Annotated in this window: 17 protein-coding genes; 4 read left to right on the top strand and 13 right to left on the bottom strand. The window is 71.9% G+C overall.

Translation table 11 applies throughout. From position 1 onward, the window contains the following. Positions 1 to 52 precede the first annotated feature (52 nt). The 13 genes from ACFYYJ_RS23825 to ACFYYJ_RS23885 form a co-directional block, all read right to left on the bottom strand. Positions 53 to 1,150 carry a barstar family protein gene (locus tag ACFYYJ_RS23825; protein ID WP_389135178.1) on the bottom strand — a complete coding sequence of 366 codons (1,098 nt, stop codon included), beginning with the start codon at positions 1,148 to 1,150 and terminating at the stop codon, positions 53 to 55. Next, positions 1,147 to 1,539, bottom strand: a complete 393-nt coding sequence (locus ACFYYJ_RS23830) for a YccF domain-containing protein (protein WP_385130791.1) — start codon at positions 1,537 to 1,539, stop codon at positions 1,147 to 1,149. The genes ACFYYJ_RS23825 and ACFYYJ_RS23830 overlap by 4 nt, the downstream gene beginning before the upstream one ends. Then, positions 1,536 to 2,399: a zinc metalloprotease HtpX gene (gene htpX, locus ACFYYJ_RS23835; RefSeq protein ID WP_384590662.1), complete on the bottom strand. Its 864-nt coding sequence runs from the start codon at positions 2,397 to 2,399 to the stop codon at positions 1,536 to 1,538. Before htpX ends, ACFYYJ_RS23830 begins: the two co-directional genes overlap by 4 nt. Before the next feature lie 209 nt (positions 2,400 to 2,608). Beyond that, complete coding sequence (locus ACFYYJ_RS23840) at positions 2,609 to 4,174, bottom strand: NADH-quinone oxidoreductase subunit N (protein ID WP_385363622.1); 1,566 nt, start codon at positions 4,172 to 4,174, stop codon at positions 2,609 to 2,611. Next, positions 4,171 to 5,724 carry a NuoM family protein gene (locus tag ACFYYJ_RS23845; protein ID WP_385130827.1) on the bottom strand — a complete coding sequence of 518 codons (1,554 nt, stop codon included), beginning with the start codon at positions 5,722 to 5,724 and terminating at the stop codon, positions 4,171 to 4,173. The genes ACFYYJ_RS23840 and ACFYYJ_RS23845 overlap by 4 nt, the downstream gene beginning before the upstream one ends. A 38-nt stretch (positions 5,725 to 5,762) precedes the next feature. Beyond that, complete coding sequence (locus tag ACFYYJ_RS23850) at positions 5,763 to 7,787, bottom strand: NADH-quinone oxidoreductase subunit L (protein WP_389135184.1); 2,025 nt, start codon at positions 7,785 to 7,787, stop codon at positions 5,763 to 5,765. Further along, a complete protein-coding gene (gene nuoK, locus ACFYYJ_RS23855; protein WP_384590653.1) occupies positions 7,784 to 8,131 on the bottom strand; it encodes an NADH-quinone oxidoreductase subunit NuoK in 348 nt (115 codons plus the stop codon). Before nuoK ends, ACFYYJ_RS23850 begins: the two co-directional genes overlap by 4 nt. Continuing rightward, a complete protein-coding gene (locus ACFYYJ_RS23860; RefSeq protein ID WP_385363624.1) occupies positions 8,131 to 8,760 on the bottom strand; it encodes an NADH-quinone oxidoreductase subunit J in 630 nt (209 codons plus the stop codon). The genes nuoK and ACFYYJ_RS23860 overlap by 1 nt, the downstream gene beginning before the upstream one ends. Next, positions 8,760 to 9,455 (bottom strand): NuoI/complex I 23 kDa subunit family protein, encoded by a 696-nt coding sequence (locus ACFYYJ_RS23865; protein ID WP_389135188.1) that lies wholly within the window; start codon positions 9,453 to 9,455, stop codon positions 8,760 to 8,762. Before ACFYYJ_RS23865 ends, ACFYYJ_RS23860 begins: the two co-directional genes overlap by 1 nt. Continuing rightward, positions 9,455 to 10,423 carry an NADH-quinone oxidoreductase subunit H gene (locus ACFYYJ_RS23870; RefSeq protein ID WP_389135191.1) on the bottom strand — a complete coding sequence of 323 codons (969 nt, stop codon included), beginning with the start codon at positions 10,421 to 10,423 and terminating at the stop codon, positions 9,455 to 9,457. The genes ACFYYJ_RS23865 and ACFYYJ_RS23870 overlap by 1 nt, the downstream gene beginning before the upstream one ends. Beyond that, complete coding sequence (locus ACFYYJ_RS23875) at positions 10,420 to 11,694, bottom strand: NADH-quinone oxidoreductase subunit C (protein WP_389135194.1); 1,275 nt, start codon at positions 11,692 to 11,694, stop codon at positions 10,420 to 10,422. The genes ACFYYJ_RS23870 and ACFYYJ_RS23875 overlap by 4 nt, the downstream gene beginning before the upstream one ends. Further along, the gene (locus tag ACFYYJ_RS23880) at positions 11,691 to 12,305 is read right to left on the bottom strand and encodes an NADH-quinone oxidoreductase subunit B (RefSeq protein ID WP_385130811.1); all 615 of its coding nucleotides are present in this window, start codon (positions 12,303 to 12,305) and stop codon (positions 11,691 to 11,693) included. Before ACFYYJ_RS23880 ends, ACFYYJ_RS23875 begins: the two co-directional genes overlap by 4 nt. Beyond that, entirely contained in the window at positions 12,296 to 12,703 is a 408-nt protein-coding gene (locus ACFYYJ_RS23885) for an NADH-quinone oxidoreductase subunit A (RefSeq protein WP_384759129.1), read from the bottom strand. The genes ACFYYJ_RS23880 and ACFYYJ_RS23885 overlap by 10 nt, the downstream gene beginning before the upstream one ends. A gap of 147 nt (positions 12,704 to 12,850) precedes the next feature. Between ACFYYJ_RS23885 and ACFYYJ_RS23890 the strand changes: the two genes are divergently transcribed. The 4 genes from ACFYYJ_RS23890 to ACFYYJ_RS23905 form a co-directional block, all read left to right on the top strand. Next, positions 12,851 to 14,035: a sensor histidine kinase gene (locus ACFYYJ_RS23890; protein ID WP_385130814.1), complete on the top strand. Its 1,185-nt coding sequence runs from the start codon at positions 12,851 to 12,853 to the stop codon at positions 14,033 to 14,035. Positions 14,036 to 14,340: 305 nt separating this feature from the next. Further along, positions 14,341 to 15,645: a sensor histidine kinase gene (locus tag ACFYYJ_RS23895; RefSeq protein ID WP_389135198.1), complete on the top strand. Its 1,305-nt coding sequence runs from the start codon at positions 14,341 to 14,343 to the stop codon at positions 15,643 to 15,645. 501 nt (positions 15,646 to 16,146) lie between these two features. Further along, positions 16,147 to 16,806, top strand: coding sequence for a LuxR C-terminal-related transcriptional regulator (locus ACFYYJ_RS23900; protein ID WP_385130829.1), 660 nt, complete (start codon positions 16,147 to 16,149; stop codon positions 16,804 to 16,806). A gap of 161 nt (positions 16,807 to 16,967) precedes the next feature. Further along, positions 16,968 to 18,266 (top strand): 2-oxoacid:acceptor oxidoreductase family protein (locus ACFYYJ_RS23905; RefSeq protein WP_389135201.1); only part of this gene is annotated, 1,299 nt, incomplete at its 3' end.

Below are 18,266 nucleotides of genomic sequence, written 5' to 3' on the forward strand. Positions count from 1 at the left end.
GCGTTCATGGTGACGCACGCCACCGACAGCCGCCCGGCCCTGTGGACAACTCTCAGGCCAGGACGACTTCGATGCGCTCCTCGCGGAGGAAGGCCAGGAGCTCTCCGAACCCGGCAGGGCGCCAGGTGAGGGGCGGTACGCCCAGGCAGCGGCGGGCGACCTCGTGGTCGTGCCAGACGAGGGTGAAGGGCAGGGTTGCCCCGAACCGGCCGCACAGCGCGTCCGCGACGCCGTCCAGGCTGCGTCCGAAGTAGCCGCCGGGTCCGTTGATCGCCTCGCCCAGGGCGCAGAAGAAGCCCTCCTCGTCGGTGACGTGCCGACCGTCGAGGTGGAACGTGGTCCCGGCGGGCCGGTCCGGACGCTGCCACTGCCGGTGGTCGAGAGCGGGGCCCAGCCAGTGGTCACGGCCGAGTTCGTCGAAGCGTGCCCACAGGTTGGGGCGTTCGGGAATCCCGCCCTGCCACAGCCGCCAGATGTCCGCGGTGACGGGCGGCAGCGGGTCCATGTGGACCGTCAGGTCGTACAGCCCAGGACCGCGCGCGGAGGGCTGCCAGTCCACGATGTCCGGGTACCCGGCGAGGGCGAGGCGCTCCCCTGCGGCGTCCAGCGCGTCGAGGTGCCGGTAGCCGAGGCGCCGCTTCTTCCGGCGCTGGAGCACGTCCAGCAGCGGCCCCTGTACCGCGCACCCGAGAAGGCGTACGGAGTGCGGTGGCGGATCCTCCGCGGGCAGCACCTCGGCGAGGTCCCGGCATTGGCCCAGCGGCCTGTCCTCGGCGTCCGCCAGGCCGAATCCCACCGACAGGGCGCGCCTTTCGGGGTAGTCCGGCTGCTCGTCGCCCCGCACGGCCTCGACGGTCACATCCAGCCGCGAGAGGTCCCGGGCGCACACACGGGTGGTGAGGACACGGGCGTCCTTCAGGTACCACTCCCACTGGGCCTCGCCGTGCTTGTCGAGCGGCTTGAGGACCAGGAGGCCCAGCGCGGACGGCACATCGCCCTCGAAGGCACAGCCGAGCAGCTCGTACCGCCTGCGTACGGGCGCCGGCGGGTCGGCGAAGAGGTTCTCCGCGGCCTCGCACAGCGCCCACAGCTGCTCGTCCTCGTGGTCCTCGTCCTCGCCCCACAGGGCGAATCCGAAGTCCTGGGTCAACGGGAGGCGAACGGCGCGTCCGTGGGGACGATTTCGCGACCCAGCGGGAGCAGGGAGAGCGGGACCATCTTGAAGTTGGCGATGCCGAACGGGATGCCGATGATCGTGACGCACAGGGCGAGGCCGGTGACGATGTGGCCGATGGCCAGCCACCAGCCCGCCAGGACCAGCCACAGGACGTTTCCGATGCAGGACGCGGCGCCCGCGTCGCGGCGCTCCACCGTGGTGTAGCCGAAGGGCCAGAGGGCGTAGACCGCGATGCGGAAGGCGGCGATGCCGAAGGGGATGCCGATGATGGTGATGCAGAGGAGCACGCCCGCGAGGCAGTAGCCGAGGAACAGCCAGACGCCGCTGAGGACGAGCCAGATGATGTTCAGGATTGTCTTCACTGCGAACGGCCTGCCATCTGTTCGAGCCGGGCGATGCGCTCGGCCATCGGAGGATGTGTCGAGAACATCTTGGTCAATCCCTGACCCGGGCGGAAGGGATTGGCGATCATCATGTGACTCGCCGTCTCCAGCCGGGGCTCCGGGGGCAGCGGAAGCTGCTTCGTGCCGGCGTCGAGCTTGCGCAGCGCACTGGCCAGGGCGAGCGGATCACCCGTGAGCTGGGCGCCCGAGGCGTCGGCCTCGTACTCGCGCGAGCGGCTGATGGCCAGCTGGATAACGGAGGCGGCCAGCGGGCCGAGGATCATGACGAGCAGCATGCCGATGAGGCCGGGCCCTTCGTCGTCGTTCGAGCGGCCCACGGGTATCAGCCAGGCGAAATTCACCAGGAACATGATCACGGAGGCGAGTGCTCCGGCGACCGACGCGATCAGGATGTCGCGGTTGTAGACGTGGCTGAGCTCGTGGCCGATGACTCCGCGCAGCTCGCGCTCGTCGAGGATGCGCAGGATGCCCTCGGTGCAGCAGACCGCGGCGTTGCGCGGGTTTCGGCCGGTGGCGAAGGCGTTGGGGGCCTCGGTGGGCGAGATGTACAGGCGTGGCATCGGCTGGCGCGCGGACGTGGAGAGCTCGCGCACCATGCGGTACAGCTCGGGGGCCTCGAACTCGCTGACGGGGCGGGCCCGCATCGCGCGCAGGGCGAGTTTGTCGCTGTTCCAGTACGCGTACGCGTTCGTCCCGAGGGCGACGAGGACGGCGATGATCAGGCCGCCCCGTCCGAAGAAGCTGCCGATGACGATGATGAGTGCGGACAGCCCGCCGAGGAGTACGGCGGTCTTCAGCCCGTTGTGCCGGCGGTGCACGGTACGCCCTCCTAGTGGTGCGGCAGGGAGCCCCCGTCCTGGACTGAGGGTCTACGGTCCAGTGGACCCTCCCTTCCTGGTCAACGCGAGGTGGGCGCGGCTGGTTCCCGGGGCGTGCCGCAGCGGCGGCCGCCCCGGTGCCCCCGGGGTGGGGGCGGTGGGGCGGCGGCCGCGCGGGTTGCTCCGTACGGGTGACGGCCGTGTGGGGGTTACTGCGGGAAGAGGCTGCTCGACGCGAAGCGCAGGACGAGCTGCGGGGCGCCCGAGAGGACGAGGGCCGTGACGGCGGTGACGGCGATGGCCGCGGTGACGGGCCAGGGGGCCTTCGTACGGGTCGTGGTGGCGGTCTGCGCGCCCTCGGCGTCCGCGGCGCCCTCGGGGGCCCGGAAGAGGGTCGCGGTCCACCGCAGGTAGTAGTAGAGGGCGATGACGACGTTGACCGCCATGATCACGGCGAGCCAGCCCAGGCCCGCTCCGACCGCGGCCTGGAAGACGACGACCTTGGCGAAGAGGCCGATGATGCCCGGCGGCAGGCCGGCCAGGCAGAGCAGGAAGAAGGCCATCGACAGGGCGGCGAGGGGGCGCTCGGCGTACAGGCCGCGGTAGTCGCTGATCCGGTGGAGCGGCTTCGTCCGGGCGACGAGCGCGGCCACGGCGAAGGCGCCGAGGTTCACGACGGCGTACATGAGGGCGTACGAGACGGTGGAGCCGATCTCGTCGCGGTCGGAGTACGCGGCGGCGGCGATCGGGACCAGGAGGTAGCCGGCCTGGCCCACGGAGGACCAGGCGAGCAGGCGCACGGCGCTGTTCGGGCGGTCCGGGGACTGGCGCAGGGCGGCGGCGTTGCCCACGGTCATGGTCAGCGCGGCCAGGACGGCGAGGGCCGGTCCCCAGATGTCGGAGTACGCCGGGAAGGCGATGACCGTCACGAGGATGAGGCCGGTGAAGCCGACGGCCTTGCCGATCACCGAGAGGTACCCGGCGATGGGCAGGGGGGCACCGATGTAGGTGTCGGGGACCCAGAAGTGGAAGGGGACGGCCGCGGTCTTGAACGCGAAGCCGACCAGGGTGAGCGCGACGCCGACCATGGCGACGGTGTCGAGCTGCCCGGGGACGCTTTCGAGGCGGTCGGCGACCTGGGTCAGGTGCAGGGTGCCGGTGGCGGCGTAGACGAAGCTGACGCCCATCAGCGACACCGCGGTGGCGGTGACGGAGGACAGGAAGAACTTGAGGGCGGCCTCGGAGGAGAGCCGGTCGCCGCGCCGCATGCCGACGAGGGCGAAGGCGGGCAGCGAGGCGACTTCGAGGGCGACGATCAGGGTGGCGAGGTCGCGGGAGGCGGGCAGGAGCGCGGCGCCGGCGGCGGAGGAGAGCAGCAGGAACCAGTACTCGCCGGCCGGCATGCGCGCGTCGCGGACCGCGGTGACCGACAGCAGGGCGGTGACCAGGGCGCCGGCCAGTACCAGGAACTGGATGACGAGCGTGAAGTGGTCGGCCGTGTAGCTGCAGGCGGTCGGGTCGCCGCCCAGGCAGAAGGTGGAGCGGTCGCCCGCGCGCAGCGGCAGCAGGGTGGCGGTCGCGGCGGCCAGGCCGGCCACGGAGAGCCACCCGAGGAGCGGCTTGCGGCGCTCGGGCAGGAACAGGTCCGCGATCAGGACGACGAGGGCGACGGCGGCGGGGATGACCACCGGGGCGATGGCGAGCCAGTCGACGGACTGGACGAGGCTGGGGGTCTGCGCCGACGGAGCGGCGGCGAGGACCGTGAGGGCCGTCATGAGTTGCCTCCTGCGAGGAGCTTCTGGACGGCCGGGTCGGTGAGGCCGAGCAGTACCGCGGGCCACAGGCCGGCGAGGACGGTGAGGGCGGCGAGCGGGGTCCAGGCGGCGAATTCGTAGTGCTGGACGTCCGCGAGGACGACCTCGGGGCCGGACTTCGGGTCGCCCATGCAGACGCGCCGTACGACGATCAGCAGGTAGGCGGCGGTGAGCAGGGTGCCGAACGCGCCGAAGGCCATGTACGTGAGGAACGCCGGCCGGGACAGGCCCTCGGCGGGGTCGAACGCGCCGAAGAGGGCCAGCATCTCGCCCCAGAACCCGGCGAGGCCGGGCAGGCCGAGGGAGGCGACGGCGGCGAAGGCGAGGAACGCGCCGAAGCGGGGGGCGCGGCCGTAGAGGGCGGCGCCGGTGACTCCGGAGAGGGTGTCGAGGTCGGCGGTTCCGTAGCGGTCCTTGAGCGCGCCGACCAGGAAGAAGAGCAGGCCGGTGATCAGGCCGTGGGCGATGTTCGCGAACAGCGCGCCGTTGACTCCGGTGGGGGTCATGGAGGCGATGCCGAGCAGGACGAAGCCCATGTGGCCGACGGAGGAGTACGCGATGAGCCGCTTGAGGTCGCCCTTGTTGCCCTTGCGGGCGAGCGAGAGGCAGGCCAGGGACCCGTAGACGATGCCGACGGCGGCGAAGGCGCCCAGGTAGGGGGCGACGGTGGCCATGCCGCTCGGGGTGACGGGCAGCAGGATGCGGACGAACCCGTACGTGCCCATCTTGAGCAGGACGCCCGCCAGCAGGACGGAGCCGACGGTCGGCGCGGCGGTGTGGGCGTCGGGCAGCCAGCTGTGCAGGGGCCACATCGGGGTCTTCACGGCGAGGCCGATGCCGATGGCGAGGACGGCCAGGAGCTGGGTGGTGTGGGACAGTTCGCGGCCGTTGTCAGTGGCGAGCGTCACCATGTCGAATGTGCCGCTGTTCAGTCCGATCAGCAGCAGCCCGAGCAGCATGACCACGGAGCCGAGGAGGGTGTAGAGGATGAACTTCCAGGCGGCTGCCTGCCGCTGAGCGCCGCCCCAGCGGGCGATGAGGAAGTACATCGGGATGAGGACCATCTCGAAGGCGAGGAAGAACAGCAGCAGGTCGAGGACGGCGAAGGTCGCGAGGGTGCCGGTCTCCAGGACCAGGAGCAGCGCGACGAAGGCCTTCGGGGAAGGGCCTGCGGGGAGCTTGAAGTAGCTGTAGAGCGCGCAGAGGAAGAACAGCAGCGCGGTCATCAGGAGGAGGGGGAGCGAGATGCCGTCGACGCCGAGGTGGATCCGGACGTTCAGCGCCGGGATCCAGCTGATGTCCGTCGTCGCCTGGAAGCGGGACGGGGTGTCGTGGTCGAAGCCCAGGGTGAGGGCGATCGCCGCGGCGAGGATCACGCCGGTCACGGTCACGCCGTGGCGGAGCACGGCCTGTTCGGGGCTCTTGCCCTTGAGGCCGGGCGGGGCGGGCAGGAGGGCCGCGACCGCGCCGAGGAGCGGTGCGGCCACGACGAACGCCAGAAGGAACTGCATCACGGACGGGCTGATATCGATCACGGCTGACTCTCGGCTCACGATCCGGCGTTGATGTTGGCGAGGACGGCGGTGGCGATCGCCAGGACCACGGCACCGGCGAACAGGGCGCTCAGGTAGCTCTGCACGTTGCCGGTCTGGGCACGGCGGACGAGGCTGCCGAACAGCCGGGGGGCGGCGCCCGCGCCGCGGACGTACGTGTCGACGACCTCGCGGTCGAGGAAGCGGACCAGGCTCGCGGCCGCCAGGACGGGGCGGACGAAGAGCCGGGCGTAGACGGCATCGAGGTGGAAACCGACCGCCGCGTGCCGGTGCAGGGGGCCGAGGAGCACCTTGCCCGGGTCGGCGGCGGGGCCGGCCGCGGCGGCCGGGTGGTCGTGGGTCACTTCGGCGACCTCGGGGGCTTCGGCGGCGGACTCCGCGACGGTGGCGGCGACGGCGGCGGCGGCCGCGACGCCGTTGGCGACCGAGGCGGTGGCCGCGACGGCGGCGGCCTTGGCCGTGGCGCGCTGCCAGAGGGCGTAGGTGAGCATGACGCCGACGACCGCCGCGCCGGTGCCGAGGACCGAGGTGACCAGGGTCGGGGTGAGCGCCCTGCCGTCGAACCAGTCGGCGAGGGAGTCCGCGGCGAGGCCGAGGCCGATCGTGGGGATCGCGAGCAGCCACAGGACGCCGGTCATGGCGATGGGCTCCTTGCCGTGGTCGGGGGCGGCGGCGCCCCGGCCGCGGAAGGCCATCAGCCACAGCCGGGTGGCGTAGGCGGCGGTGAGCAGGGCGGTCAGCACGCCGGCGACCAGCACCACCCAGCCGGCGCTGCCGGGGGCGAACTCCGAGTGGCCGGTCGCGGTCTGCTCGGCGGCGACGAGGACGGCTTCCTTGGAGAAGAAGCCGGCGAAAGGCGGGATCGCGGCGAGCGCGAGGAGCGCGATCGTCATCGTCCAGAAGGCGTCGGGGATGCGCTTGGACAGGCCGTCCATACGGGACATGGCGGCCAGGGAGTTCGTGCCGGCGGCGTGGATGATCACGCCCGCACCGAGGAACAGGAGCGCCTTGAAGAAGCCGTGGGACAGGAGGTGGAAGACGGCGGCGCCGCGGTCGCCGACGGCCAGCGCGCCGGTCATGTAGCCGAGCTGGCCGATCGTGGAGTAGGCGAGGACGCGCTTGATGTCGTCCTGGGCGAGGGCCGCGAGGCCGGAGCCGACCATCGTGACGGCCGCCATGACGGCCATGACCACCAGCGCGGCGGACGAGGCCGCGAAGACGGGGAGGAGACGGGCGATGAAGTAGATGCCGGCGGCGACCATCGTCGCGGCGTGGATGAGCGCGGAGACCGGGGTGGGGCCCGCCATGGCGTCCGGGAGCCAGGTGTGCAGCGGGAACTGCGCGGACTTGCCCGCGACTCCGGCGAGCAGGAGCAGCGCGATCAGCGTCGGGTGGTCGAGTCCGCCGGCGGCGACGGTGCCCAGCACCTTCGTGATCTCGAAGGAGCCGGCGTCGGCGGCGAGCGCGAACAGGCCGATGAGGAAGGGGACGTCACCGAGCTTGGTGACGAGGAAGGCCTTCAGGGAGGCGGAGCGGGCCGCCTCGGTCTCCCAGTAGTGCCCGACCAGGAAGTACGAGCAGATGCCCATGACTTCCCAGCCGACCAGCAGCACCATCAGGTCGCCGGTGTAGACGACGAGCAGCATGGCGGAGGTGAACAGTGAGACCAGGCCGGCGTACGACGGGTAGCGCGGGTCCTCGCGGAGGTATGCCGTCGAGTAGAGCTGTACGCACGTGGCGACGACTCCGACGAGGACGGCGACCAGGGCGGCGAAGCCGTCCACGTGGAGCGAGAGTTCGATCGGCACGGAGCCGGTCGGGGTCAGCAGGGTCGACGCGTCGATGGCCTTGCCGCCGCCCTGGCGGACGGCGACGAGCACCGCCAGCACGGCGGTGGCGAGCGTCGGCAGGATCGCGAGCGGCCGGACGAAGCCGGGGGCGGTGCGGCCGAGGAGGAGTCCCACGACCCCGCCCAGGAAGGGGAGGAGGGGGACGAGTACGGCGAGGGTCGTCGTGCTCACGCGGTGACCTCGCTCCGGTGGTTCGGGGTGGGCTCGTGGCCTTCGGCGGTGTCGCGCAGGCGGTCGACGTCCGAGGTGCCCCGGTTGCGGTACACCATCAGCACGATCGCGAGGCCGATGCCGATTTCGGCGGCGGCGATCGCGATGGTGAAGAGGGTGAGGGCCTGGCCGGCGTGCAGGGTGTCGCGCAGCCAGACGTCGAAGGCGACCAGGTTCAGGTTGACGGCGTTGAGCATCAGCTCGACGGACATCAGGACCAGGATGGCGTTGCGGCGGGCGAGTACTCCGTACAGGCCCGTGCAGAAGAGGAGCGCCGCGAGCACGGCGGGGTAGGCGAGGTGCATCAGCGCTGCCCCTTCTTCTCGCCGTTGCCTTCGGCATCGGCGGGGTCGGTCTTGCGGGAGAGCACGATGGCGCCGATCAGGGCCGCGAGGAGGAGGACGGAGAGGGCCTCGAAGGGCAGCACCCAGTGCCGGAAGAGGATCTCGCCGGAGACCTTCGTCGAGCCTTGGACCGGGCCGTCGAGGTCGATCCAGGTCGTGCGGAAGGCGTCGACGACGACCCAGACGAGGGCGACGGCCGCCGGGCCGGCTACGCCGAGGGCGATCCAACGGTTGCCGGAGTCGGCGTCCGGGGAGCGGCCGATGGGCGCCTTGGTGAGCATCAGTCCGAAGAGGAGGAGGACGACCACGGAACCGAGGTAGATCAGCACCTGGACCCAGGCGATGAACTCCGCGGTCAGCAGCAGGTACTCGACGGCGATGCCGCCGAGCGCGACGACCAGCCAGAGGGCGGCGTGCACGAGCTGCCGGGTGGTGACCGTGACGAGGGCCGCGCCGAGGGTGGCGAGGCCGACGAGGACGAAGGCGATCTCGACGCCGGTCGGGGAGAGGAACCCGGGGCCGGGCGTGGGCGCGGGGGTGCCTGCGGCTGCGGCTGCGCCCGCGGCTGCGGCGAGGTGGGCGGTCAGCATCAGGCGGTGCCTCCCGCCGAGTCGGTGCCGGCGGCGCCGGGGGCACTGGGGCCGGGGGTGCCGGGGGCGGGGGCGCCGGGGGCGGGCGTGCCGGAGCTGCCCGTGGCGGGAGTGCCCGGGCCCGGGGCGCTGTCGGCGGAGAGGGTCTCGGCTTCGGCGGCTGCCGCTGCGGCGGCCGCCGCTTCCGCCTTTTCGACCGCCTTGCGGGCCGCGGCGATCTCCTTGGGTTCTTCGGCGGCCGGGTCCAGCGCGGGCGGGGCCGGGACGGTCCACATCCACTCGCGGAGCTTGTCGCGCTCGTGGGTCAGTTCGTGGATGTCGGTCTCCGCGTACTCGAACTCCGGCGACCAGAAGAGGGCGTCGAAGGGGCACACCTCGATGCAGATGCCGCAGTACATGCAGAGGGAGAAGTCGATGGCGAAACGGTCGAGGACGTTGCGGCTGCGCTCGCGGCCGCCGGGGGTGGTGGCCGGGACCGTCTCCTTGTGGGAGTCGATGTAGATGCACCAGTCGGGGCACTCGCGGGCGCAGAGCATGCAGACCGTGCAGTTCTCCTCGAACAGGCCGATGACCCCGCGGGAGCGGGGCGGGAGCTGCGGCTGGACCTCGGGGTACTGGGCGGTGTGCGAGCGCTTCGTCATCGTGCGCAGCGTGACGGCCAGGCCCTTGGCGAGGCCGGATCCGGGGATGGGCATTACAGGATCGCCACCTTCACGATGCCGGTGAGCGCGATCTGGGCGAGCGCGAGGGGGATGAGTACGGTCCAGGCGAGTTTCTGGAGCTGGTCCTCGCGCAGGCGCGGGTAGCTCACGCGGAGCCAGATCACGACGAAGGCGAGGACCGCGGTCTTGAGGAGGGTCCAGACCCAGCCGTAGTCGCCGGAGCCGAACGGGCCGTGCCAGCCGCCGAGGAAGAGGACGGTGGTGAGGGCGCAGAGGACGACGATGCCGGCGTACTCGGCGAGCAGGAACAGCGCGAAGCGCAGGCCGGTGTACTCGGTGTACGCGCCGAAGATGATCTCGGAGTCGGCGACGGGCATGTCGAAGGGGGGCCGCTGGAGCTCGGCGAGGCCGGCGGTGAAGAAGACGAGCGCGCCGACGATCTGCCAGGGCAGCCACCACCACTGGAAGCCCTCGACGATGCCGGGGATGGAGACCGTCCCGGCCGCCATGGCGACGGACGCGGCGGCGAGCAGCATCGGGAGCTCGTAGGCGAGCAGCTGCGCGGCGGTGCGCAGGCCGCCGAGCAGGGAGAACTTGTTCGCGGAGGCCCAGCCGGCCATGAGGGAGCCGAGGATTCCGACGCCCATGACGGCGAGCACGAAGAACAGGCCCGCGTCGATGACCTGGCCGACGGCGCCCTCGCCGGGGCCGATCGGGATGGCGACGAGGACGAGGAGGTAGGGCAGCAGGGCGACGGCGGGGGCGAGCTGGAAGATCCGCCGGTCGGCGTTGGCCGGGACGATGTCCTCCTTCTGCGCGAACTTCACGCCGTCGGCCACGAGCTGGGCCCAGCCGTGGAAGCCGCCGGCGTACATGGGGCCGAGGCGGCCCTGCATGTGGGCCATCACCTTGTGCTCGGTCTGCCCGACGACGAGCGGGAGCACGAGGAAGACGGCGAAGACGACGATCAGCCGCAGGGCGACGTCGAGGACGTCGTTCACGCGTCGCCTCCGTTGTCGGGGGTGGGGTCGGTCTTGGTCTCGGTGGCCGGTTGGGCCGGTGTGTCCGCCTCTGCCTCCGGCGGGGTGGCCGGTTGGGCGGCGGGCTCGTCGAAGGCGGGCTTCGGGTTGTGCCAGGGCGCGTCCGCGCTGCGGGGGGCCGGTCGGCGCGGCGGGCGCGCGTCCTCCGCCGCCGTGCCGGTTGCCTCCGGGGCCGCGTCGCCGGCCTGGCTCGCCGAGCCGTCGGCGGACGAGCGGGTGCGGCGGGCCGGGCGGGGTGTGGCCGTGGGCTCGGATTCCGGGGCGGGGGCCGCCGGAGTCGCCCCGGCGGCCTGGTCGGCCGATCCGGTCGCGGCCGGGGTCTCCGTCACCGGGGTTCCGGGCCCCGTGCCGGGGGACGCCGGAGCCGCCTGGCTCGCCGAGCCGTCCGCGACCGAACGGGTACGCCGGGGCGGGCGGGCTGCGGGCGGGGTCTGCAGCTCCGTGGCCGAGGTCTCCTGGGTCGCACCGGGGGTGGCCTGGCTCGTCGAGCCGTCCGCGACCGAGCGGGTGCGGCGGGCCGGGCGAGGGGCGGATTCCGTGGTCTGGGTGGCCGAGCCGTCCGCGACCGAGCGGGCGCGACGGGCCGGGGCGCCCTCGCGGGCGGCGGCTCCCGCCGCACGCGGGGTGCGGGCCGGGCGGGCGGGGGCCGGCGGGAGCTGGCCCTTCATCGGGCCCCAGTCGTTGGGGTCCGGGACGCCCGGCGGGAGCATCTGGCGGCGCTTCGGAGCGTCGGGGTCGTGCGCCTCGCCCGGCTCCTTGGCTCCGGGCCAGGCCTTGGCGACGCGTGCGGCCAGGACGAAGTCCTTGCGCAGCGGGTGGCCCTCGAACTCCTCCGGGAGGAGCAGGTGGACCAGGTGCGGGTGGTCGGTGAAGGTGATCCCGAACATCTCGAACGTCTCGCGCTCGTGCCATTCGGCGCCCGCGTAGACCGCGATCGCGGACGGCAGGGAGGGCGCCGAGTGCGGGACCGTCGTACGCAGCAGCAGTCGGCGTACGCGACGGTTTTCGAGCGCGACGACGTGCGCGCAGACGCGGAAGCCGGTGCCCGGCTCGTCCACGGCGCTCAGCCAGTCGAAGTAGGTGCAGCCCAGCTTGTCCCGGGCGATTTCGAGGGAGGAGATCCAGGATCCGACCGGGACGTCGACCGTCAGGAGGTCATACGCGGACGAGCCGACGGCCTCCTCTCCGAAGACCGCCGCGGCCGCGTCGGGCAGGGAGTCGTAGAGGTTCATGCGCCGGCTCCCGGGGTGGGCGGGGGCGTGACCAGGCCGCTGGTGAGCTGCGCGACGGACGGGCCGGGCGCGTACCGCTCGGCCAGCGACTCGCGGGCGATCTTCTCCTGGAGCTTGAGGATGCCCTGGAGCAGCGCCTCCGGGCGCGGCGGGCAGCCGGGCACGTAGACGTCGACGGGGATGATCTGGTCGACGCCCTTCGTGACCGAGTACGAGTCCCAGTACGGTCCGCCGCAGTTGGAGCAGGCGCCGAAGGAGATGACGTACTTGGGCTCGGGCATCTGCTCGTAGAGCCGCTTCACGGCCGGGGCCATCTTGTCCGTGACGGTGCCCGAGACGATCATCAGGTCGGCCTGGCGCGGGCCGGGCGCGAAGGGGATCACACCGAGCCGGATGAAGTCGTGCCGGGCCATGGACGCGGCGATGAACTCGATCGCGCAGCAGGCCAGACCGAAGTTGAAGACCCACAGGCTGTACCGGCGGCCCCAGTTCAGGACCACCTTCATCGGCTCCGGGGCGAGGCGGGAGAGGACTCCGAGGCGCTTCGGCTCCGGGAGCAGCACCCCCTCGGTCGGCGTCGCGGTAGGCGTCACGGCCGGTGTCACGTCCATTCGAGGACGCCCTTCTTGTACGCGTAGAGCAGGCCGACGGCCAGGAAGCCCAGGAAGATGAACATCTCGACCAGGGTGGTGGCGCCGTAACCGGCGGCGCCGAACACCGTCGCCCACGGGAAGAGGAAGATCGAGTCGACGGCGAAGATGACGTAGAGGAACGCGTAGACGTAGTAGCGGACCTGGGTGTGAGCCCAGCCCTCGCCCACCGGGTCCACACCGCATTCGTACGTCAGGAGCTTCTCGCGGGTCGGGACCTCGGGGCGCAGCAGGCGGCCGGCGCCGAAGGCCACGGCCACGAAGAGCACACCGAGCGCGGCCAGCAGGCCGACGACCGAATAACTCCGGAAGTAGTCCGCCGCGAGCACGGTTACGGTCGATACCGTCGGTTCAGGCACGTCCGTTCCTCGCTCCTCGGCCACTGTCGACGATCTGTTACGGACGGGAGTCTAGGGCCTGCCTCACACAGGGTGGGGTTATCCCCCGTTCACAGCACCCCGGCCACCCCATGGCATGAGCGGGGTCCGCTTGGCAGGCTGTGGCCCATGACCACGAGCCCTGACACCCCCGACAACGATCGGCCCCCTCCCGTACGCGCCGTCTTCAGCGCCGTGACGTGGAAGGAAATAGCCCATCTGGTGACGAACCTGCCGGTGGCGATCGTCGGCTTCGTTTACACGGTTGTCATGGTCTCCGGCACGGGGGGTCTTTCCGTGACGGCGATCGGCGTTCCGCTGCTCGCGGGCGGCCTGTTCTTGTCTCGGCAATTGGGACGACTGGACCGGGCCCGCGCCCGCGCGCTGCTCGGCGTACGGGTGGACGAGCCGACCCCGATCCCCGGCCCGAAGCGGTCCGGTGGATTCTTCCCCTGGCTGTGGACGAGCATCAAGGACCCGGTCGGCTGGCGGACGGTGCTGTACCAGCTGATCCGGCTGCCCTGGGGGGTGCTCACCTTCACGGTAGCTCTGACCGGGCTCTTCGTGCTGTGGCCGGTGCTGCCGTACGTGGTGCGGGGGCTGTCGAACGTGGACCGCGCGATGGTACGGGGGCTGCTGTCGCCCTCCGACGAGCTGGAGCGGCGGATCGCGGAGCTGGAATCCGACCGGGGGGTCGTCGTCGACACGGCCGCGGCGGACCTGCGGCGCATCGAGCGGGACCTGCACGACGGGGCGCAGGCGCGGCTGGTCGCGTTGGCGATGGGGCTGGGCCTGGCGAAGGAGAAGCTGCTGGAGGACCCGGAGGGCGCGGCGGCGATGGTCGACGAGGCCCACGGCGAGGTGAAGCTGGCGCTCCAGGAGCTGCGGGACCTCGCGCGCGGGATCCACCCGGCGGTGCTGACGGACCGGGGACTGGACGCGGCACTGTCGTCGGTGGCGACGCGGTGCGTGGTGCCGGTGAAGGTGCTGGTGGAGTTGCCGGTGGAGGAACGGCCGGTGGAGGCGATCGAGGGGATCGCGTACTTCGTGGTGTCGGAGCTGCTGCAGAACGTGAGCAAGCACGCGGGGGCGGAGGCGCGGGGGGCGAGCGTCGAGGTGTGGCGGGCGGACGCCCGGCTGATGATCCGGGTCTCCGACGACGGGTGCGGCGGGGCGGATGTCTCCCGGGGGTCGGGGCTGGCGGGGCTGGCGGAGCGGTTGGGCGCGGTGGACGGGGTGCTGGTGGTGGACTCCCCCGCGGGTGCGGGGACCGTCGTCACGGCGGAGCTGCCTTGGCGGGGGCGCGGGCGGTAGTTCGGCGCGGCCCGTAGTTCGGCGCGGCTCTTGTTTTTCGGGACTCCCGTCCGGGGTGGACGGGAGTCCCGTTCGCGTTGCCGGTTGCCCGGTGCGGCGGCGTTGCGCGGAGCGGCCCCGGGCTCCGCCCGGGCTTCCGGGGCTCCGCCCCGGACCCCGCTCCTCAAACGCCGGAGGGGCTGGATATGGCCCGGTGGGGGTGGGGTTAACCCCCCGATCGGGACGCCTACTCGCCGGATGGTTCGGGTGGGGGCGGGGCGACAGGGTTGGGGGGTATCGGCGGACGGGAAGGGCGGGGCTGGATCATGGGCAACGGGACGGGTTTGGGGGCGGTGTTGCGGGCCCCCTTCGAGGGGCGGACCTGGCGGGAGTTCGGGTACCTGCTGGTGGGGCTGCCGCTGAGCACGGTGTACTTCTCGCTCGCGATCGCGGGTGTGAGCGTCGGCGCCGGGCTGCTCGTCACCTTCCTCGGCATCCCCGTCCTGGCCGGCGTGCTCGCCATGTGCCGCGGGTTCGGGCACCTGGAGCGGGCCCGGGTTCGGCACCTGTTGCGGGTCGACATCGCCGCTCCCGCGCGCATCCGGGCCGGGAAGAGCGGGCCGCTCGCGGCCATGGGGGCGCTGCTCAAGAGCGGGAGCGCCTGGCGGCACGTGCTGTACTCCGTGATCCACTTCCCGTGGGCGGTGTTCGGCTTCTGCATGGCGCTGACGTTCTGGTCGTACGGGTGGGGCTTCCTGCTGTACCCGCTGTGGTTCTGGGTCTTCCCTGCCTACACCAGCCAGTCCGGACTGATCGTCTTCCAGAACGACGACTACTCGTTCGTCCTCGACTCTCCGCTCGCGATCGTCCTCACTTCCGTCGTCGGGCTGGCCATCACGCTCGCCACGCCGTGGGTGATCCGGGCCCTGACCATCATGGACCGGGTGCTGGTGGCCGGGCTGCTCGGGGCGTCGCGCCTGGACCACCGCGTGAGCGAGCTGGAGTCCGACCGCGGGGTCGTCGTGGACACCGCCGCGGCGGACCTGCGGCGCATCGAGCGGGACCTGCACGACGGGGCGCAGGCCCGGCTGGCGGCGCTGGCGATGGATCTGGGGCTGGCGAAGCAGAAGCTCGCGGAGGACCCGCGGGCGGCCGTACGGATGGTGGACGAGGCCCACGGAGAGGTGAAGGTCGCCCTCCAGGAGCTGCGGGACCTGGCCCGCGGGATCCACCCGGCGGTGCTGACGGACCGGGGGCTGGACGCGGCGCTGTCGTCGGTCGCGGCCCGCTGCGCGGTGCCGGTGCGGGTGTCCGTGGACCTCCCCGCCAGGCCGGCGGAGGCGATCGAGGGGATCGCGTACTTCGTGGTGTCCGAGCTGCTGCAGAACGTGAGCAAGCACGCGGGGGCGACGGCTCGGGGAGCGAGCGTGGACGTGTGGAAGTCCGGGGAGCGGCTGCTGCTCCAGGTCTCCGACGACGGGCGGGGCGGGGCCGGGCTCTCCGAGGGGTCGGGGCTGGCGGGGCTGGCGGAGCGGTTGGGCGCGGTGGACGGGGTGCTGGTGGTGGACTCCCCCGCGGGTGCGGGGACCGTCGTCACGGCGGAGCTGCCTTGGCGGGGGCGCGTGCGGTAGTTCGGCGCGGCCCGTAGTTCGGCGCGGCCCGTAGTTCGGCGCGGCTCTTGTTTTTCGGGACTCCCGTCCGGGGTGGACGGGAGTCCCGTTCGCGTTGCCGGTTGCCCGGTGCGGCGGCGTTGCGCGGAGCGGCCCCGGGGCTGCGCCCGGGCCCGGGGCTCCGCCCCGGGCTCCGCTCCTCAAACGCCGGAGTGGCTGGATATGGCGCGGGCATCGCTCGGAGGCTGGGGACGGGATTCAACCGACGGCTCCGGATCCGGACGGACTGGATATGGCCCGGGTACGCCTGGAAGGCCAAGGTCGATCTCGCGCAGGTGGCTCGGTAGCGGGAAGGGCTGGAATTCGCCCCCGCAGGGGGCCTCTCGGGCCGAAAACTCCCCCTCGGGGCCCACTCGTTGGCCGGGCTCTGCCTGGATTCGGGGTCGATGCTGGAATGCTTGGCCGGGTCAGGGAATTGTGAGAACGACTGGACGCGGGGGCAGCTGAATCGTGGACGACAGGGTGCGGGTGGTCATCGCCGAGGACTCAGTGCTGCTGCGTGAGGGCCTGACCCGGCTGCTGACCGACCGGGGGCATGACGTCGTGGCCGGCGTCGGGGACGCGGAAGCCCTGATCAAGACGGTGGCGGACCTGGCGGCGGAGGATGCGCTGCCGGACGTGGTGGTGGCCGATGTGCGGATGCCGCCGACGCACACCGACGAGGGCGTACGGGCGGCCGTGCGGCTGCGGCGCGAGTACCCGGGCATCGGTGTGCTCGTGCTGTCGCAGTACGTGGAGGAGCAGTACGCCACCGAACTGCTGGCCGGTTCCACCACCGGGGTCGGCTACCTGCTCAAGGACCGGGTGGCGGAGGTTCGGGAGTTCCTCGACGCGGTGGTGCGGGTGGCGCGGGGCGGTACCGCCCTGGACCCGGAGGTCGTCGCGCAGCTGCTCGGCCGCAGCCGGAAGCAGGACGTGCTGGCGGGGCTGACCCCGCGCGAGCGCGAGGTGCTCGGACTGATGGCCGAGGGGCGTACCAATTCGGCCGTGGCGAAGCAGCTGGTGGTGAGCGACGGCGCCGTCGAGAAGCACGTCAGCAACATCTTCATGAAGCTGGGGCTGTCGCCCAGTGACGGGGATCACCGGCGTGTTCTGGCCGTTCTCACCTACCTGAAATCATGATCGACTGACACTCTGTCAGACACGGCAGTTACGGCATACCGGCCGGCCGTCTCAAGGGGCGGCCCGACGGTCCAGAATGTGGTCGCTCCCTTGGAAGCCCTCCCTGCGGACGTAGGGTGGGTTCCGTGGGGGAGCCCACGCCTCGAAGGAGGTCCAGTTCAGTGACCAGCCAGGTCAGCAGCCCAGCCGAGCAGGCCGACGGGGCTGGGGGTGCGGTTGTCGGTGGACAGCGCACCCCTCCGAGCCCGGGCGGCAAGGAAGTACGTCGTCTCGATCGCGTGATCATCCGTTTCGCGGGTGATTCGGGTGACGGCATGCAGCTCACCGGTGACCGGTTCACCTCGGAGACGGCGTCGTTCGGGAACGACCTCTCCACGCTGCCGAACTTCCCCGCCGAGATCCGGGCCCCTGCCGGAACCCTGCCCGGTGTGTCGTCGTTCCAGCTGCACTTCGCGGACCACGACATCCTCACGCCCGGCGACGCGCCGAACGTGCTGGTCGCGATGAACCCGGCCGCTCTGAAGGCCAACATCGCCGACGTGCCGCGCGGCGCCGAGATCATCATCAACACCGACGAGTTCACCAAGCGCCCGATGGCGAAGGTCGGGTACGAGACCTCTCCGCTGGAAGACGGATCGCTCTCCGCCTACAACATCCACCCCGTCCCGCTGACGACGCTGACCGTGGAGGCCCTGAAGGACTTCGGGCTGTCGCGGAAGGAGGCGGAGCGCAGCAAGAACATGTTCGCGCTGGGTCTGCTGTCGTGGATGTACCACCGGCCGACCGAGGGCACGGAGAGCTTCCTGCGGCAGAAGTTCGCGAAGAAGCCGGACATCGCCGAGGCGAACGTCGTCGCCTTCCGGGCGGGCTGGAACTTCGGCGAGACGACCGAGGACTTCGCGGTCTCCTACGAGGTCGCGCCCGCGACCCGCGCGTTCCCCACGGGCACGTACCGCAACATCTCCGGGAACCTGGCCCTGTCGTACGGGCTGATCGCCGCCTCCCAGCAGGCCGATCTGCCGCTCTACCTGGGCTCGTACCCGATCACGCCGGCCTCGGACATCCTGCACGAGCTGTCGAAGCACAAGAACTTCGGCGTGCGGACCTTCCAGGCCGAGGACGAGATCGCCGGCATCGGGGCCGCGCTGGGTGCCGCCTTCGGCGGTGCGCTCGGCGTGACCACCACCTCCGGCCCCGGCGTCGCCCTGAAGTCCGAGACCATCGGCCTGGCGGTGTCGCTGGAGCTGCCGCTGCTGATCGTGGACATCCAGCGCGGTGGCCCGTCCACCGGTCTGCCGACCAAGACGGAGCAGGCCGACCTGCTCCAGGCGATGTACGGCCGCAACGGCGAGGCGCCGGTGCCGGTCGTGGCGCCGCGGACCCCGGCGGACTGCTTCGACGCGGCCCTGGACGCGGCGCGGATCGCGCTGACGTACCGGACGCCGGTCTTCCTGCTCTCC

The organism is Streptomyces sp. NPDC002467 (assembly GCF_042889825.1).
GTDB lineage: Bacteria > Actinomycetota > Actinomycetes > Streptomycetales > Streptomycetaceae > Streptomyces.

Bases quoted from the DNA above. Each gene is read 5' to 3' on its own strand.
- ACFYYJ_RS23840 (WP_385363622.1), bottom strand. From the start codon at position 4,174: ATGACGGCCCTCACGGTCCTCGCCGCCGCTCCGTCGGCGCAGACCCCC.
- ACFYYJ_RS23845 (WP_385130827.1), bottom strand. From the start codon at position 5,724: ATGCAGTTCCTTCTGGCGTTCGTCGTGGCCGCACCGCTCCTCGGCGCG.
- nuoK (WP_384590653.1), bottom strand. From the start codon at position 8,131: ATGCACCTCGCCTACCCCGCCGTGCTCGCGGCGCTCCTCTTCTGCACG.
- ACFYYJ_RS23860 (WP_385363624.1), bottom strand. From the start codon at position 8,760: ATGCTGACCGCCCACCTCGCCGCAGCCGCGGGCGCAGCCGCAGCCGCA.
- ACFYYJ_RS23865 (WP_389135188.1), bottom strand. From the start codon at position 9,455: ATGCCCATCCCCGGATCCGGCCTCGCCAAGGGCCTGGCCGTCACGCTG.
- ACFYYJ_RS23875 (WP_389135194.1), bottom strand. From the start codon at position 11,694: ATGAACCTCTACGACTCCCTGCCCGACGCGGCCGCGGCGGTCTTCGGA.
- ACFYYJ_RS23880 (WP_385130811.1), bottom strand. From the start codon at position 12,305: ATGGACGTGACACCGGCCGTGACGCCTACCGCGACGCCGACCGAGGGG.
- ACFYYJ_RS23890 (WP_385130814.1), top strand. From the start codon at position 12,851: ATGACCACGAGCCCTGACACCCCCGACAACGATCGGCCCCCTCCCGTA.
- ACFYYJ_RS23895 (WP_389135198.1), top strand. From the start codon at position 14,341: ATGGGCAACGGGACGGGTTTGGGGGCGGTGTTGCGGGCCCCCTTCGAG.